A 16,055-nucleotide genomic window follows, 5' to 3' on the forward strand; every position below is an offset into this window, starting at 1 on the left:
GGCCGGTCCCCCCGCACCGGAAGTCGGTCAGGTCGACTTCCGGTGCGTCACGTCGTGGCTGCCTGGAGGGTGGTGGCCGAGAGGGTGGCGCGGTAGTCGGGGTGGGCGAGGAGGTGGGTGTGGGGGGCGAGGGCGCGGAGGCGGCCCCCGTCGAGCCAGGCGACGAGGTCGGCGCGGGCGGCGACGGTCGCGCGGTGGGCGACGACCAGCCGGGTGCGTCCGTGGGTGGCGCGGTCGAGGGCCTCGGTGACCTGGTACTCGGTGGCGAGGTCCAGGCCGGAGGTGGCGTCGTCGAGGACGACGACGCGGGTGGGGCGGGCCAGCAGCCGGGCGAGGCCGAGGCGTTGGAGTTCGCCGCCGGAGAGCTGGAGGTCGTCGAGCGGGGTGTCCCAGCCGTGGGGGAGCCGGGCCAGGAAGCCGTCCGCGCACGCGGCCGCGGCTTCGGCCGGGCCCGCTCCGGCGAGGGCGTCGCGGACGGTGCGGCCGACCAGGTCGGGCCGGGCGAAGGCGTAGCCGACGGCGTCCCGCAGGGCGGTGGGGGACAGGGTGTCCACCGGGACGCCGTCGATCAGTACAGTGCCCTCGTCGGGGTCGCGCAGTCGCCCCGGCAGTGCGGCGAGCAGTGACTTCCCGGCACCGGAGTGCCCGACCAGGGCGACGGTGCGGCCGCCGGGGACGGTGAGGTCGAGCGGGCCGAGCAGGACCCGTTCGCCGTCGCGCACCACCACGCCCCGCAGGGTGACCTCGCCGGACCCGCCCGCCGGGAGGGCCGCCGGGCCGGCCGGGGCCGGTGCGAGCGCCAGCAGTTCGTCGACCCGGGCCTGCCCGGCGCGCGCGTGGGCGACCCCGACCAGCGACTCCACCTGTTCGAAGAGCCCCGCGCCGAGCGCCGCCCAGCCCGCCGCCGCGGCGAGCGCGCCGGGGGCGAGGGCGCCGTCGGCGAGCAGCGCCCCGGCGGTGGCGAGCACGGTGATCTCGACCAGGGCGATCAGCAGGGTGGCCTGCCAGGCGGTGCGCCGCTGGGCGGCCCAGAGCGCGTGTCCGGCCGCGGACAGGTCCGGGAGCGGGGCCAGGACCCGGGCGGCTTCGCGGTGTTCGGCGCGCGCCGCGTGGATGCTGCGCAGCCCGGTGAGGGCGCCGCTGAGCCGGGCCGCGAGTTCGGCCTGCACCTCCTGGTAGCGGGCGAACACCGGCCCGGCCCGGTGCAGGAAGAGCCGGATGAGCAGCACGCCGGGCACCACGCCCGCGAAGAAGGCGAGTGCCAGCCACGGCGAGAGCGCGGCGAGTCCGAGGATCGCGCCGATCGAGGTGAGCAGCGCGGTGGCCGCGCCGAGTACGGCGGGGAGCCGGCCGCCCGCGTCGGCGGCCGAGCCGAGGAGCCGGGCGGCGAGGTCGCCGGGTGGCGGCCCGCCGTGCAGGCGGCCGCCGGGCCCGAGGGCGAGGAGGTGGCGGAGCAGGCGCCCGCGCAGGGCGGCGGTGGCCTCGGCCGAGCAGGCCGGTCCGGCGGCCGCCGCGGTGGCGTTGGCGGCGGCGGCCGTCAGCAGCAGGAGGGCGGGTGGGGCGAGGGCGGTCCCGGTCCGGTGGGCGAGGGCGGCGTCGACGGCTGCGGCGAGGACGGCGGGCAGTGCGAGGGTGGTGGCGGCCTCGACCGGCAGGGCGATGCCGAGGGCGAGTGTCCATCCGGTGGGTCGTCGTGGCAAGTCCGGCCTCCTGTCGGTGAGTTGGACGCGAGCATGGGAAGGCGGGTGTGGGAAGGAGGGTGCGGGAAGGCGGGTGCCGCCCTCGCCTGTCCGGACAGGCGAGGGCGGCACCCGTGGGCCGTTCCTGATCAGCTGTTGGTGAAGATCAGACAGGTCAGGATGAGACAGGTGTACTGGCAGCCGCTGCCGTGGCCGGTCAGCTCGACGGACTCGGTCTCCGGCAGGTCCTGCAGCGCCGCGAGGTCGGTCTCGAAGTCCACCATGTTCTCCATGATCGGGTCCTCCCCTTGAGGGTGTCGCCCGCCGCGATCTGTCTGCGGGCGTCGGGTGTTGACCCCCGGCGCGGCCTCCATCCGCCGCACCGGGGTGGTGCCCCGGGCCTCGGCGGGCCCGGGAGTCTGTGGGTGGCCGGGCGGGATCAGCCCGGTCGGCCGGTCCGCAGGAACGCGGCCAGCAGTTCGTGCAGCACGGCGGCGCCCTCCTCGGCGAGCACCTCGTGGCCGGAGCCGGCCGCCTCCACGTACCGGAAGTCCGCGCCCTCGACCCGGCCGATCCGCAGCAACTCGTGCCGCAGCGAACGGGATTGGCCGACCGGTACCACCTCGTCCCGGTTGCCGTGCACGACCAGCAGCGGCGCGCTCAGCCGGTGCGCGAGCTGGAGTACGTCGCGCGGTCCGCGGGCGTCCAGGATCGGGTCGCCGCCGCCCAGCCGGGTGGTCAACGCCCGTACGGGGGGCGCCGCTTCGGCCATCAGCCGGGCGCCGGACAGGAACGGTGCGACCACCGCGCAGCGGGCGACCTGCTCGGTCGGCGCGTGCGCGGCCGCCAGCAGCGCCAGGAAGGCGCCGTAGCTGACCCCGAACAGGGCGGGCGGTTCCAGGCCGAGTGCCGCCCGCTGGCCGGCGATGCCCTCCAGCAGGTAGAGCACGTCGTCCAGGTCGGGGCCGCCCCAGGCGCCCCGGATGGCCAGCGCGTGCGGCACCCCGTAGCCGGTGGAGCCGCGCTGGTTGGGCGCGACCACGGCCAGGCCCTCGGCGGCCATCCGTTGCAGCGCCGGGTCGAACTCCAGCCGCCAGGCGTCGGCGGGGCCGCCGTGCAGCGCCAGCACCAGGTGCGGGCTGCTCAGCCAGGCGTCGCCGCCGTACACCACCGCCTCCAACGGGCCCGCCGGGCCCGCGAGTTCGAGGCTCTGCGCGGGCTGCCAGCGGCTGCCGTCGCCGGGCTGGGTGCTGCCGTCCAGGCGCCAGCCGGCCGGCGGGGTGCGGGTGACGCGCGGTGCACCGGGCTGCCAGGGCAGGACGGTGTCCCGCCACGGGCCGGGCAGGCCCGAGCCCAGGGGCGCGAGTTGCAGCGGCAGCGGCATCGGGGCGGTCTCGGCGGGGGCCGGGCCGTGCGCCAGCAGGGCGTCCACGTCCAGGGTGGCCAGCGCCGCCGGGTGGTCGGGCGAGGAGTACGGGATCCGCAGCCCGGCGCCGTCCCAGTGCCCGACCGCGCCGAGCCGCCCGGGTGACACCGGCAGCGGGTCCAGCCGCCCGACGGCGGGCCGCCACAGGGCGAGCGCCGAGCCGGCGCCGTGGTCGATCTGCACCGCGACCCGCGGGCCGTCCGCCGCCTGCCGCAGTGCCACCGGGCGCAGGAACATGCCCGAGACGTGCAGGCATTCCGGGAACCGCAGTGGTTCCCCGCCGCCCAGCACGCCCCAGCCGAGCCGGTCGGTGCCGGGCGCGTCGCTGCGCACCATCGCGAAGCGGCTGTCGGGGTCGAACAGCACCAGCCGGTCGTTGCTGTGCTCGCCGATCTCCAGCAGCGGGGTGGTGGTGCCGCTGCGCAGGTCCAGCACCACGCTGCGGACCAGCCCGCCGGCCACCCGGTCCAGGGCGAGCAGCGCGCCCGCGTGGTCCAGCCAGGCGCCGCCGCCGTGCAGGCCGGGGATCTCGGCGACCTGCACGGGCTCGCTGCCGTCCGCCCGGATCAGCCAGGCGGTGGTCGCCGGGCGGGTGTCGGTGCCCAGGGCGATCGCCACCGGGGTGCGCGGGTCGGCGCCGGGGGCCACCGGGAGCGGCAGCAGGCGCAGTCCGGGCATCCGGAGCGAGGCCAACTGCTGTTCCACGGTGCCGTTCCCGCCGTACGAGAGGCGGACCAGGTCGTGCCGCTCGCCGTCGTGCCGGCAGACCAGCACCGAGCCGTCGGGCAGGGCGACGAGCTGCGAGCGCAGCTGCTCCGACCGGTTGCCGGACAGCGGCAGCGCGGCGGGTACGGCGGGGGAGCCGTCCGGTGGGAGCCGCCAACTCTCCACGTACCAGCCGCTGTCGGCGGCCGCGGCCAGGCAGGCCGCGTGGCTGCCGTCGGTGGCGAAGGAGAAGCTCAGCCGGCGCAGGGCCCGGGTGGTGGCGCGGGTGGCCGTGTTCACGTCTCGCTCACCCCGTCGCTGTCGCACGGCAGTTGGTTGCGGGCGGGGGTCGGCGGGCAAGGGGGAGCGAGCGGGTGGCTGGGGGAGAGTGGGTCCAGCCAGAGCCGGGGGCCGCCGTGCCGGAGCCGGAGCAGGAAGGCCAACGGCCCTGCCGTGCCGGTGCCGTAGGCGGCGGCGCAGCCCGTGCCCGTCTCGTCGGGCAGGACCAGCAGGCCGTCGCGCAGTGCGCTCCGGGCCGCGATCAGTCGTGCCAACCGGCGTGCCCCGGAACGGAATTCGGGCTCGGCCGTGGCCTCGGCGAGGTCCAGCAGGTACTCGCCGTCACCGGCCAGGCCGTGGCAGGCGCTCACTCCGCCGTGCCAGCGGCCGGCCAGGACGGCCCGGCCGGCGGCCCGGGCGAGGCGCAGCGCCTCGGTGTCGCCGGTGGCCCGCCACAGCCGCAGCAGGAAGCTGCCCGCGCCGGAGGAGCCGCTGCACCAGTGCGGGAGCCGGATGTGCTCGGGGTCGGCGGCGCTCTGCGGCCACCAGGCGCAGGCCCGGTCGGTGCGGCGATCGGCCGCGCCGTTTCGGTCGCCGTCGCCCTCGCTCCACCGCACGGTGGCGCCGAGCGTCCGCCCGGCGTCGAGGGCGGCCGTCGTGCAGGCGTCCCGCAGGGCGCGGTCGCCGGTCGCCCCGGCGGCAGCGAGCAGGAAGGCGCCGACGCCCGCCACGCCGTGCGCGAAACCGAGGTGGGTGATCCCGGCGAGCGCCGAGTCGAAGTCGGCCGGCACCGGCCAGACCGTCCCGTACGGTTCCCGTCGCGCGGCGGCGAGCAGGGCGCGGGCGCAGCGGTCGGCGCGCTCGGCGAAGCCGTGGTCCGCGCGGAAGTCCTCCCCGGCGAAGCGGAGTTGGGCGAAGCCCGCGCCCGCCGCGCCGTGGCAGACGTCCGGGTTGGGCCACTCGACGGCGATCCGCCGGGCGAGCGCGGCGGCCCGCTCGGCCGCCTCCTGGTCGCCCAGCACCCGGGCGGCGTCGAGCAGTGCCCAGGCCGTCCCCGACCGTCCGAAGTGCAGCCCGGGCAGTACCACCGGCTCGGCGGCGACCCGCCGCTCGATCCAGTCCGCGGCGGTCCGGGCCGTATCCGCGGCCGCCGCCCGGACCTCGGCCGGCAGGCCGGGTGCTGCGGCCGCCCGCGCCAGTACGGCGAGCACGCCCGCGGCGCCGTGCTGGACGTTGCACGGGTCCGTCCGTTCCCCGGCGGGCACCGCGGGCCACAGCCGGTCGGACCGTTCCGGTGTCGCGCCGGCGGCGAGGTGCCGCAGGCCGTCGTGCAGCAGCCGGTCGAGGGGCGGGGCATCGGCGTCCGTGCCCGGCCGAGGGGCGGCCTGCCACAGCGGGGCGACCAGAGCGGACACGGCCGGCCTCGCAGCCGCACCGGGCACGGCAGGAGCCGAAACGGCGCCGGGGTCCACGCGAGGGTCCACGCCCGGCACTCCGCCGCCGCCCCGCCCGCCCAGCGCCTTGCCGCCCAGAGCCTTCCCTCCCAGCGCCTCCCGGGCCCGCGCCAGGCTCCACCGCAGCTCCGGCTGCTCGGCCCGCAGCCCCAGCACCACCGGCGCCAGCCGCCGCGCGGTGGCACCCGAGCGGGCCGCCAGGTCGAGCCAGCGGCCGAGCCGTTCGGCGACCGGACGGGCCCGCGGCAGGTCCTCGGGCAGCAGCGGGTCGTGCCCGGTGGCCAGCAGGAAGAACAGCCCGCCGAGGGCGTAGCGGTCGGCGGCCGGGTCGGCGGTGCCGGTGCCGGCGAGGGCGAGCCGCCCCTGTTCGGGGGCGCGGTAGCCGGGGGTGCCGGCCGTGCCGGCCCGGTGGCCGGTCTCGGCGGCGAGTTCGAGGTCGATCAGCCGCAGGCTGCCGTCCGGCCGGACCATCACGTTGCCGGGGGAGAGGTCGCGCAGCACCAGGCCCTGGCCGTGCACCCGCCCGACCAGGTCGAGCAGTCCGTGCGCCACCGGTCCGGCCTCGGTCCAGTCGACGTCCGGGCTGCCGTCGCGCCGCAGCCGGGTGGCGACCCAGGCGCCGAGCGGCTGCCCGGCGATTCGTTCCTGCACCAGGAAGACGGAGTCGTCCTGCTCGATCAGTTCGACGGCGCGCGGTACCAGCCCCTGCCCGTCCAGCCGGGCGAGCAGCGCGGCCTCGTGCCGCAGCGCGTCGCGGGCGTCGGTCCCGGCGCGGTCGACCTCGATGTGCGCGCGGGCCTGCTTGACCACGACCTCCGCGCCGCTCGCGGCCTCGCGCCCGAGGAACACCCCGCCCTTGGCGCCGTGCCGTACGGCGGCGGTCACCGCGTAGCGCCCGGCCAGCAGCACCCCGCCGCCGCGCCTGCCCCCGGGCCGGTCGCCGCGCCCGCCCCCGCCTGCGTCCCCACGCCGGCGGGGGTCGTCGGCACCGCGGAACGGGTCCCGGACCCACCCCGGCGCCCGGTACGACCCGCCGCGCACGTCCTCGGCCCGTTCCCCGCCGGGCCCGCGCAGCACCGAGCGGTACTCCCCGTCGTTGCCGAGCTCGGCCCGGGCCGCGAACGCGCCGTAGCGGTAGTGCACCCGGCTGCCGGGCCGGTACGGCCGGTCGGAGAGCACCACCGGTCCGGGCAGCCCGGCCGTCACCCGGTCCAGTTCGGCTGCCAGCCGCTGGAACTGGGCGTCGTCCGCCGGGTAGACGGTGATGAACTTGCCCGCCGAACCACGGTCGTTGTTACGGGAGTTGAGCTCGCGCAGCCGCTCCTCGGCGGCGGCGAACTTGAAACTGCACGGGTCCGCGGCGAGCACCCGGACCACGGCCGTGAGCACCTCCCCACCGACCACCGAGGCGGCGCTGACGTGGAGCTTCCACCCCTGCGCCGGTAACGGCGCGGACGCGGACGGCCGGGCCGCGCACCAGAAGCCCCCGACGGTGACGCCCCAGTCGCCGTCGCCTCCCCGGCCCCCGGTGCCGGCCAGGGCCGCCCGCGTCGCCTCCGGCCACCCCATGCGTCACCACTCCCCTTCGTCCTCTGCTCGGCTCCTCGCGCCCCCCTCCAGGGGCTCCCGGCCGAGGTGACCGGGGCAACTCCCGTTCGCAGGAATGAAGTTAGTTTCGAGAAATCCGAAGCCTCAACGCAGAGCCGGTCACTTCACTCGTAAGGGTGATCAGTGGGCGGTTTCGAATTCGTACGAGAACACTGCTGTGAGTAACGGGCGCACGGCGTGCGGGCGCGTACGGCGCGCGCGGGGCCCGAACACGCGCCCCAGCTGCAGGTTGACGCGCATCCGTACGCCTGCGGCACCCGCGTCCGAAGCACGCCCGGCGCCGCCCCGCCGCCGCCCCGCCGTAGCCCCGGCGCCGCCCTGCCGCCGTTCCGCCGCCGTCCCCCGATCGGCCGAGGCCCGACCGGCCCCGCGCGCACGGTAGTCTCGACAGGTGCCGAAACTGTCCGACGTCATCACCGCGCTCGAAGAGGTCTACCCCCCGCAGTGGGCGGAGTCCTGGGACGCCGTCGGCCTGGTCTGCGGTGATCCTCAGGCCGAGGTCAGCCGCGTGCTGTTCGCCGTCGACCCCGTCCAGGCGGTCGTCGACGAGGCCGTGGAGTGGGGCGCCGACCTGGTGGTCACCCACCACCCCCTGTACCTGCGCGGCACCACCAGCGTCGCCGCGACCACCTTCAAGGGCCGGGTGGTGCACACCCTGATCACCAACGGCATCGCCCTGCACGTCGCCCACACCAACGCCGACCACGCCGACCCCGGCGTCTCGGGCGCGCTGGCCGAGGCCGTCGGCCTGCGGGTCACCGGCCCGCTGGTGCCGGACCCGACCGACCCGCTGGGCCGTCGCGGCACCGGCCGGATCGGCCTGCTGGAGCCCCCGCTGACCCTGTCGGCCTTCGCCGCGCAGGTCGCCGCCGGTCTGCCCGCGACCGCCGCCGGTGTGCGCGTCTCCGGTGACCCGGACCGGCTGATCGGCCGGGTCGCGGTGTGCGGCGGTTCGGGCGACGGCTTCCTCTCCGACGTACGGGCGGCCGGCGTGGACGCCTACGTGACCGCCGACCTGCGCCACCACCCGGCCTCCGAGGCCACCGAGGCCGCGCCGGTCGCGCTGGTCGACGCCGCCCACTGGGCCACCGAGTGGCCCTGGCTCGGCCTGGCCGAGCGCGCCCTGCGGGCCGTCGCCGACCAGCACGGCTGGGCCGTGGAGACCAAGGTCTCCCACCGGGTCACCGACCCGTGGACCGCGCACGCCCCCATGTCCTTCACCGCCTGACCCGATCCACAGGAGCTTTCCCCTTGAACGCCGCGCCCGCCGACCAGATCCGCCTGCTCGACCTCCAGGCCTTCGACTCGAAGCTCGACCAGCTGGCCCACCGGCGCCGGGGCCTGCCCGAGCACGCCGAGATCGACAAGGCCACCGCCGACCACACCGCGCTCAAGGACCTCGTCGTCGCCGCCGAGGCCCAGAAGGGCGACACCGCCCGTGAGCTGACCAAGGCCGAGCAGGACGTCGAGCAGGTCCGCGCCCGCTCCGCCCGCAACCAGCAGCGGCTGGACTCCGGCGCGATCACCTCGCCGAAGGACCTGGAGAACCTCCAGCACGAGATCGGCTCGCTGGCCAAGCGCCAGGGCGACCTGGAAGAGGTCGTGCTGGAGATCATGGAGCGCCAGGAGAGCGCCAAGACCCGGGTCGACGAGCTGACCGCCCGCCTGGAGCACTCCACCGTCGTCCTCGCCGAGGCCGAGGGCCGCCGCGACGCCGCGTTCGCCGAGATCGACGGCGAGGCCGACAAGGTCAAGCGCGACCGCGAGACCGTCGCCGCCGTCATCCCGGCCGACCTGCTGAAGGTGTACGCCAAGCTGCGCGAGACCCAGGGCGGCGTCGGCGCGGCCCGGCTCTACCAGCGCCGCTGCGAGGGCTGCCGCACCGAGTTCTCGATCACCGAGCTGAACGCCATCAAGGCCGAGCCCGCCGACAAGGTGGTCCGCTGCGAGAACTGCGGGCGGATCCTGGTCCGCACCGCTGACTCGGGCGCCTGATCCGGTGGCGGCGCGCTTCATCGTCGAAGCGGACGGCGGGTCCCGGGGCAACCCGGGGCCGGCCGGCTACGGCGCGGTGGTCCGGGACGCCGACACCGGGCAGCTCGTCGCCGAGGCCGCCGAGTTCATCGGTCACGCCACCAACAACGTGGCCGAGTACCGGGGCCTGATCGCCGGGCTCAAGGCGGCCCGCGCGCTCGACCCGGACGCCTCCGTGGACGTCCGGATGGACTCCAAGCTGGTCGTCGAGCAGATGTCCGGGCGCTGGAAGATCAAGCACCCCGACATGCAGCCGCTCGCCGCCGAGGCGCGCGCGGTCTTCCCGCGCGGCCGGGTCGGCTACACCTGGATCCCGCGCGAGAAGAACAAGGACGCCGACAAGCTCGCCAACGAGGCGATGGACGCCGGCCGCGACGGGCGCCAGTGGGAGCCCAGGCCCCTGGCCGAAGCCGGGGCCGCCGCCACGGCCGAGGAGCCGCTGCCGAAGCCCCCCGCCCCCAAGGCCGGCTGGGCCGCCCCGGCCGACCTCGGCACCCCGACCACCTTCGTCCTGCTGCGCCACGGCGAGACCCCGCTCACCCCGGAGAAGCGCTTCTCCGGCAGTGGCGGCACCGACCCGGAGCTGTCCGACAAGGGCCGCTGGCAGGCCGAGCGGGCCGCCGAGGCCCTGGCCGCGCGCGGCAGCGTCCAGGCGGTCGTCGCCTCCCCGATGTGCCGCACCCGGCAGACCGCCGAGATCGTCGCCGCCCGGCTCGGCCTGGAGGTCCGGTACGAGGAGGGCCTGCGCGAGGTCGACTTCGGCGACTGGGAGGGCCTGACCTTCGCCGAGGTGCAGGAGCGGTACCCGGACGACCTCTCGGCCTGGCTGGGCTCCGCGAAGGCCAAGCCGACCGGCAGCGCCGAGAGCTTCACCACCCTCACCCACCGGGCCGGCGTCGCCCGGGACAAGATCCTCGCCCGGTACGCGGGGAAGACGGTGCTGGTGGTCTCGCACGTCAGCCCGATCAAGACCCTGGTCCGGCTGGCGCTCGGCGCCCCGCCGGACTCGATGTACCGGATGGAGCTGTCCGCCGCCTCGATCTGCGCCGTCCAGTACTACGCGGACGGCAACGCCTCGCTGCGGCTCCTGAACGACAGTTCCCACCTGCGCTGACCCTCCCCACCCGGGGGGGTCAGTGCACCTCGGTGACCACCACGTCCAGCTGCCACGGCTTGCGCGCCGTGCCCTCCGCCGCCAGCTCGACCCGGTGGCCCAGCGCCAGCAGCGCGTCCATCAGCTCGGCCGGGGTCTTCGGCTCGGCCCCGGCGACCAACAGGTCCCGCACCAGCCGCCCCTTGGTCGCCTTGTTGAAGTGGCTGACCACGCTGCGCTTGCCGTTCCGCTCCTGGAGCACCCGGACGGTCGCCGTACGGGAGGCCACCTCGCCGGCCGGCTTCCAGGCCGCCGCGTACGCGGAGCTGCGCAGGTCCAGCACCAGCCCGTCCGCGACCTCCGGGAGCACGTCGGCCGTCACGCCCCGCCAGTACGCGCCGAGCGCCCCCAGCTCAGGGAGTTTCACGCCCATCGAGCAGCGGTAGGACGGGATCCGGTCGGAGATCCGCACCGCGCCCCAGAGGCCGGAGAACACCAGCAGCGCCCGCTCGGCGCGGTCGTACGCGGCGGCGTCCAGGGTGGCCAGCCCCAGGTTGTCGAACAGCACCCCGGTGTACACCTCGGCCGCCGGGCGGGCCCCGGCGGTGGGCAGCCCGGCGTTCTTGGCGATCTCGCCGCGCAGCCCGGGGGTGAGGCCGAGCACCTCGGCGGCGGCGTCCTCGTCGCCCCGGCAGAGGCCCACCAGCGCCTCCAGCACTGCGCCGCGCGCCGCCGTCAGCCCCGGCAGCGACAGCCCGTCGAGCGCGAGCGGCGCGCCGTCCCCGGACGCGGCCTTGCCCTCCGAGGGCGGCAACAGCACCAGCACAGCGGACTCCTCAACAATCTGTGGCGGACGAACCCCGCCACCCTACTGCGGCCGCTCCGGCTCCCAACGCCACGCACAGGGGCGAGTAGTAGCGCAGGTTCAGCCGCCGGAACCGCGCCGAGCGCTCGCTCAGCCGCCCGAACACCACCGGCCCGGTGAGCCCGCGGGCCAGCAGCACCCCGGCCGCCGTCCGCACCCCGGCCCGTTGCAACCCGGCCCGCCGCAACCCCCGCGGGCCCGCGGCCGGCAGCAGCCCGGCCTCCGCCGCCACCAGGTAGGAGGCCGTCCCCAGCAGCCCCGCCACCACCAGACAGGCCGACGGCGGCGGCGGCCCCTCGCCCGCGCCCACCACGGTGTCCACGAACTCCTCCGGCGTCCGCAGCGGCCAGGGCGTCACCGCCCACACCGCGTGCAGCGCCCCCGTCACCGCCAGCCCCGCCGACACCACGCCCCCGGCCGCCTTGACCGCGTCCATCGCCCGCACCCCCTCCGTGAAGCAACGCCCGACCCCACCGTACGAGCCCTTACACCCCTCCGGCCCCCGGCCCGCCCGGACGGCAATTCGGTGGGCCGGCCCGGCGTTGCCCACTACGGTGACCGGCGAAGGAGAGTGAACGAGATGACCATGCGACCCCTGGACCTGGTGCCCGGCGACGGCGACGCCGAGGAGGAGTCCCTGCCCGTGCGCCTGCCCGCCGGCCTGCCCGCGGAGACCAGGCAGGCGCTGGAGTTCGCGGTGCGGGCGGCGGCCGAGGCCGTGCTGGCCGGCCGGGTGCGCGTGACGGGGTCGGCCACGGAGGCGGACACGGCCGAACTGGCCTTCGAGGTCCGCCAGTCCGAGCTCCCGGAGGCGCTCGCGGACCCGCTCCCGCCGGCGCCGGCCGACCCGGCCCCGCAGGACAGGGCCGCGCGCCGGGCCGCGATGGTGGCCCGGATCCGCGCCGGGAACGCCGAGACGCTGGAGAGGTTGAAGGACCTGTGACCACGGAGTACCTGGACCTCGACGACGTCACCTACCTCGCCGGGGGCCCGCAGAACGTCCGCGACCTCGGCGGCCTGCTGTCGGCGATCGCCCGCCCGCAGGCCACCCTGTTCGGCGACGACGCCTACCCCGACCTGTGGACCAAGGCGGCCGCCCTCGGGCAGAGCCTGGCCCGCAACCACCCGCTGGTCGACCGGAACAAGCGCACCGCCTTCGAGGCGATGCTGCTGTTCCTGGACTACAACGCGGAGCCCTACACCGACCCGCACCCGGACGACGCCGTGGCCTTCGTGCTGCGGCTCGCCACCGGCGGCTACGACGACGCGATCGCCCTGGCCGCCAAGGACCTCAGGTCCCTCCTGGGCCGTTGAGCCCCGACGGGCGCGGTCCCCGACGGGCGCGGGCCGCCGGCGGACGCGCCGGGGGCCTGCGCCCGGAACCTCCCGGTCCGCCCTACGCTGGCCTGCATGCCTCGCCGAAAACTGCGCGTCAAGGCCGTCGACTCCGCCCGGATCAACACCGAGCTCACCGAGCTCCGCACCCGCCTGGAGATCCACACCGAGTGGCCCGAGGCCGTGCTCGCGGAGGCGGAGGAGGCCGCCGGGCGCCCCCGGCTGCCGGAGTACGACGCCACCGACCTGCCGCTGTTCACCGTCGACCCGCCCGGCTCCCGCGACCTCGACCAGGCCATGCACCTCACCCACCGCCCGGGCGGCGGCTACCGGGTGCACTACGCGATCGCCGACGTCGCCGCCTTCGTCCGTCCCGGCGGAGCCGTCGACACCGAGGCCCGCCGCCGGGTCGAGACCCTCTACTTCCCGGACCACCGCGTCCCGCTGCACCCCGCCCGGATCTCCGAGGACGCCGCCAGCCTGCTGCCCGGCGAAGCCCGCCCCGCCCTGCTCTGGCAGCTGGACCTGGACGCCGACGGCGCCGTCGTGCTGGCGGACCTGCGCCGCGCCCTGGTCCGGTCGCACCGCCGACTGGACTACGCCGCCGTCCAGCGCGCCGTGGACCTCGGCGGCGCCGACGAACAGCTCGCCCTGCTCGCCACCGTCGGCCGGCTGCGCGAGGAGCAGGAGCGGGCCCGGGGCGGGATCAGCCTGCCGGTGCCCGAGCAGGAGGTCGAGGAGACCCTGCACGGCTACGTCCTCGGCTACCGCGCGCTGAGCCCGGCCGACGGCTGGAACGCCCAGATCTCGCTGCTCACCGGCATGGCCGCGGCCGAACTGATGCTGGACGCGGGCGTCGGCCTGCTGCGCACCCTGCCCGCCGCGCCCGCCGCCGCGTACGAGCGGCTGCGCCGGATCGCGGCCGCCCTGGACGTCGACTGGCCGCAGGCCCTCCCGTACCCGGAGCTGATCCGCTCGCTGGACCCGGACGCGCCGCTGGACGCCGCCTTCCTGAACGCCTGCACCGGGCTGCTGCGCGGCGCCGGCTACCACGCCTTCGACGAGTCCCGCGGCCTGCCCGCCCCCGCCGAGCCCGGGCACGCCGCGCTGGCCGCCCCGTACGCGCACTGCACCGCGCCGCTGCGCCGGCTCGGCGACCGCTTCGCCCAGGAGGTGTGCGCGGCGGTCGCGGCGGGCGAGGACGTGCCGGACTGGGCGCGCGAGGCGCTGCCGGCCGTACCGGCGCTGATGGCGAGCGGGGACCGGCGGGCGGCCGAGGTGGAACGGGCCTGCGTGGACCTGGTGGAGGCCGAGCTGCTGGTGGGGCGGGAGGGCGAGGAGTTCTCGGCGGTGGTGATCGAGGTGGACGGCAAGCGCCCCGGCTCGGGCGTCGTCCAGCTGCGCGAGCCCGCCGTCCGGGCCCGCTGCGACGCCGCCGACGGCACCGGGGGCGGGCCGCCGCTCCCGCTCGGCCGGGTGATCGACGTCCGCCTCGCCCGGGCCGATCCGGCCACCCGTACGGTCCGCTTCGCCGCGGTCTGAGCCCCCCTCACCCGGCCCGGGGTGGGAGGATCGGTCCGTGCCCGATGCCCAGCCTCCCGTCGCACCCGCCGCCGGACCCGCTGCCCCGTCACCCGCCGTGCCGGACACCGGCCGCCGCCGCCGGCTGCTGGTCCTCGCGATCTGCTGCCTGAGCCTGTTCATCGTCGGCCTGGACAACACCGTGGTGAACATCGCGCTGCCGGTGATCCAGAAGGACCTGGACGCCCCGGCCTCCGGCCTGCAGTGGATCATCGACGCCTACACCCTGGTGCTGGCCTCGCTGCTGATGCTGTTCGGCTCGGTGGCCGACCGCTTCGGCCGCCGGCGGGTGTTCCGGATCGGGCTGGCCTGCTTCGCCCTGGGGTCCCTGCTGTGCAGCCTGGCGCCGAGCCTGGAGTGGCTGGTGGCCTTCCGGGCCCTGCAGGCGGTGGGCGGCTCGATGCTCAACCCGGTGGCGATGTCGATCATCACCAACACCTTCACCGACCCGAGGGAACGGGCCCGGGCGATCGGCGTCTGGGGCGGCGTGGTCGGCATCTCGATGGCGCTCGGCCCGCTGCTCGGCGGCTTCCTGGTGGACGGTGCCGGCTGGCCGTCGATCTTCCTGATCAACGTCCCGGTGGCCCTGGTCGCCATCCTGCTGACCTACCGTTACGTCCCCGAGTCGCGCGCGCCGCGGCCCCGCCGGCTCGACCCGGTCGGGCAGCTGCTGATGATCGTCCTGCTCGGCTGCGGCACCGCCGCGATCATCGAGGGCCCGGGCAACGGCTGGACCTCCCCGGTGATCCTGGCCCTCGCCGCGGCCGCGGTCGCCGCGCTGATCGCCTTCCCGCTCTGGGAGCGGCGGGTCGCCGAGCCGCTGGTGGACCCGCGCTTCTTCGCCAGCGCGCCGTTCACCGGGGCCACCGTCACCGCGGTCTGCGCGTTCTCGGCACTGGGCGGCTTCCTCTTCCTCAACACCCTCTACCTCCAGGACGTCCGGCACTACAGTCCGGTCGAGGCGGGCCTGTGGACGCTGCCGATGGCCGGGATGATGCTGGTCTGCGCGCCGCTGTCCGGGCGGATCGTCGGCAGCCGGGGCCCGCGCCTGCCGCTGGTGGTGGCCGGGCTGGGCCTGGCGGCGAGCGGCCTGCTGCTCACCCGGCTCGGTGCCGACTCCCCGGCCGCGCTGCTGCTGGCCGCGTACGCGCTGTTCGGCTTCGGCTTCGGCCTGGTCAACGCGCCGATCACCAACGCGGCGGTCTCCGGCATGCCGCGCTCCCAGGCGGGCGTGGCCGCCGCCGTCGCCTCGACCAGCCGCCAGGTCGGCCAGTCGTTGGGCGTCGCGGTGATCGGCACGGTCGTCACCTCGGCCGTGGTGGGCCCGATGGCCACCGGCTTCGCCCCGGCCAGCCACGCCGGCTGGTGGATCCTGGTCGGCCTCGGCGGCGCCGTCCTCGTCCTCGGCCTGGTCACCACCGGCGCCTGGGCCGACCGGACCGCCGCGGGGGTGGCCGCCCGCCTCGGCGGCGAGCCGCCGGCGGCCCGGCCCGGTGTTCGGGAGGCTCCGCCCGAGCGGCTACCATGACCACTACGGCGGAAGAGCCGGCCGGGCGGTCGCGACGGGTCCCTGACCCGCCGAGGAACGTCCGGGCTCCACAGAGCAGGGTGGTGGGTAACGCCCACCCGGGGTGACCCGCGGGACAGTGCCACAGAAAACAGACCGCCCACCGCTTCGGCGCGTGGGTAAGGGTGAAACGGTGGTGTAAGAGACCACCAGCGACCGGGGTGACCCGGCCGGCTAGGTAAACCCCACCTGGAGCAAGGTCAAGATCGGTGCCCTCGGGCACCGTGCGCGAGTGTTCGAGGGCTGCTCGCCCGAGCTCGCGGGTAGACCGCACGAGGCTGTCGGCAACGGCAGCCCTAGATGGATGGCCGTCTCCCCGGGCCGCGCGAGCAACCCGGGTGACAGAACCCGGCGTACAGGCCGACTCTTCCGCCCCTCGAACAGCCGAAGGCCCTCCGACCCGCAACGGGTCGGAGGGCCTTTCGCGTC

Annotated in this window: 13 protein-coding genes and 1 other RNA gene; 8 read left to right on the forward strand and 6 right to left on the reverse strand. The window is 76.4% G+C overall.

Annotation, left to right across the window (positions count from 1 at the left end; genetic code table 11):
- Positions 1 to 47: 47 nt before the first annotated feature.
- The 4 genes from ACFC1T_RS14330 to lanL form a co-directional block, all read right to left on the reverse strand.
- Positions 48 to 1,700, reverse strand: a complete 1,653-nt coding sequence (locus tag ACFC1T_RS14330; protein WP_375887964.1) for an ATP-binding cassette domain-containing protein — start codon at positions 1,698 to 1,700, stop codon at positions 48 to 50.
- Between the two features lie 128 nt (positions 1,701 to 1,828).
- A complete protein-coding gene (locus tag ACFC1T_RS14335) occupies positions 1,829 to 1,972 on the reverse strand; it encodes a VenA family class IV lanthipeptide (protein ID WP_157882160.1) in 144 nt (47 codons plus the stop codon).
- A gap of 146 nt (positions 1,973 to 2,118) precedes the next feature.
- Complete coding sequence (locus ACFC1T_RS14340) at positions 2,119 to 4,110, reverse strand: alpha/beta fold hydrolase (RefSeq protein ID WP_375887967.1); 1,992 nt, start codon at positions 4,108 to 4,110, stop codon at positions 2,119 to 2,121.
- Positions 4,107 to 7,112: a class IV lanthionine synthetase LanL gene (gene lanL / locus ACFC1T_RS14345; RefSeq protein WP_375887970.1), complete on the reverse strand. Its 3,006-nt coding sequence runs from the start codon at positions 7,110 to 7,112 to the stop codon at positions 4,107 to 4,109. Before lanL ends, ACFC1T_RS14340 begins: the two co-directional genes overlap by 4 nt.
- 430 nt (positions 7,113 to 7,542) lie before the next feature.
- Here lanL and ACFC1T_RS14350 point away from each other — a divergent pair, with 430 nt between their 5' ends.
- The 3 genes from ACFC1T_RS14350 to ACFC1T_RS14360 are packed head-to-tail and all read left to right on the forward strand — an operon-like array spanning position 7,543 to position 10,299.
- Complete coding sequence (locus ACFC1T_RS14350; protein WP_375887973.1) at positions 7,543 to 8,379, forward strand: Nif3-like dinuclear metal center hexameric protein; 837 nt, start codon at positions 7,543 to 7,545, stop codon at positions 8,377 to 8,379.
- A 23-nt stretch (positions 8,380 to 8,402) separates the two neighbouring features.
- Positions 8,403 to 9,146, forward strand: a complete 744-nt coding sequence (locus tag ACFC1T_RS14355; protein WP_375887975.1) for a zinc ribbon domain-containing protein — start codon at positions 8,403 to 8,405, stop codon at positions 9,144 to 9,146.
- A 4-nt stretch (positions 9,147 to 9,150) separates the two neighbouring features.
- Positions 9,151 to 10,299 (forward strand): bifunctional RNase H/acid phosphatase, encoded by a 1,149-nt coding sequence (locus ACFC1T_RS14360; protein WP_375887978.1) that lies wholly within the window; start codon positions 9,151 to 9,153, stop codon positions 10,297 to 10,299.
- Between the two features lie 19 nt (positions 10,300 to 10,318).
- Here the strand turns inward: ACFC1T_RS14360 and yaaA are convergent, their stop codons facing one another.
- Both yaaA and ACFC1T_RS14370 read right to left on the reverse strand, forming a co-directional pair.
- Complete coding sequence (gene yaaA / locus ACFC1T_RS14365) at positions 10,319 to 11,104, reverse strand: peroxide stress protein YaaA (protein WP_375887981.1); 786 nt, start codon at positions 11,102 to 11,104, stop codon at positions 10,319 to 10,321.
- Between the two features lie 10 nt (positions 11,105 to 11,114).
- Positions 11,115 to 11,579, reverse strand: a complete 465-nt coding sequence (locus tag ACFC1T_RS14370) for a DUF3995 domain-containing protein (RefSeq protein WP_375887984.1) — start codon at positions 11,577 to 11,579, stop codon at positions 11,115 to 11,117.
- Between the two features lie 144 nt (positions 11,580 to 11,723).
- Between ACFC1T_RS14370 and ACFC1T_RS14375 the strand changes: the two genes are divergently transcribed.
- The 5 genes from ACFC1T_RS14375 (at position 11,724) to rnpB (ending at position 15,998) form a co-directional block, all read left to right on the forward strand.
- Positions 11,724 to 12,086, forward strand: coding sequence for a hypothetical protein (locus ACFC1T_RS14375; RefSeq protein ID WP_375887987.1), 363 nt, complete (start codon positions 11,724 to 11,726; stop codon positions 12,084 to 12,086).
- Positions 12,083 to 12,457, forward strand: coding sequence for a type II toxin-antitoxin system death-on-curing family toxin (locus ACFC1T_RS14380; protein WP_375887989.1), 375 nt, complete (start codon positions 12,083 to 12,085; stop codon positions 12,455 to 12,457). Before ACFC1T_RS14375 ends, ACFC1T_RS14380 begins: the two co-directional genes overlap by 4 nt.
- A 96-nt stretch (positions 12,458 to 12,553) precedes the next feature.
- Positions 12,554 to 14,020: an RNB domain-containing ribonuclease gene (locus ACFC1T_RS14385; protein WP_375887992.1), complete on the forward strand. Its 1,467-nt coding sequence runs from the start codon at positions 12,554 to 12,556 to the stop codon at positions 14,018 to 14,020.
- Between the two features lie 97 nt (positions 14,021 to 14,117).
- Complete coding sequence (locus tag ACFC1T_RS14390; RefSeq protein WP_375888129.1) at positions 14,118 to 15,587, forward strand: MFS transporter; 1,470 nt, start codon at positions 14,118 to 14,120, stop codon at positions 15,585 to 15,587.
- 13 nt (positions 15,588 to 15,600) lie between these two features.
- Positions 15,601 to 15,998: RNase P RNA component class A (rnpB, locus tag ACFC1T_RS14395), an RNA gene on the forward strand.
- The last annotated feature ends 57 nt before the right edge of the window (positions 15,999 to 16,055 follow it).

The sequence above is a fragment of the Kitasatospora sp. NPDC056076 genome (assembly GCF_042266305.1).
Lineage (GTDB): Bacteria > Actinomycetota > Actinomycetes > Streptomycetales > Streptomycetaceae > Kitasatospora.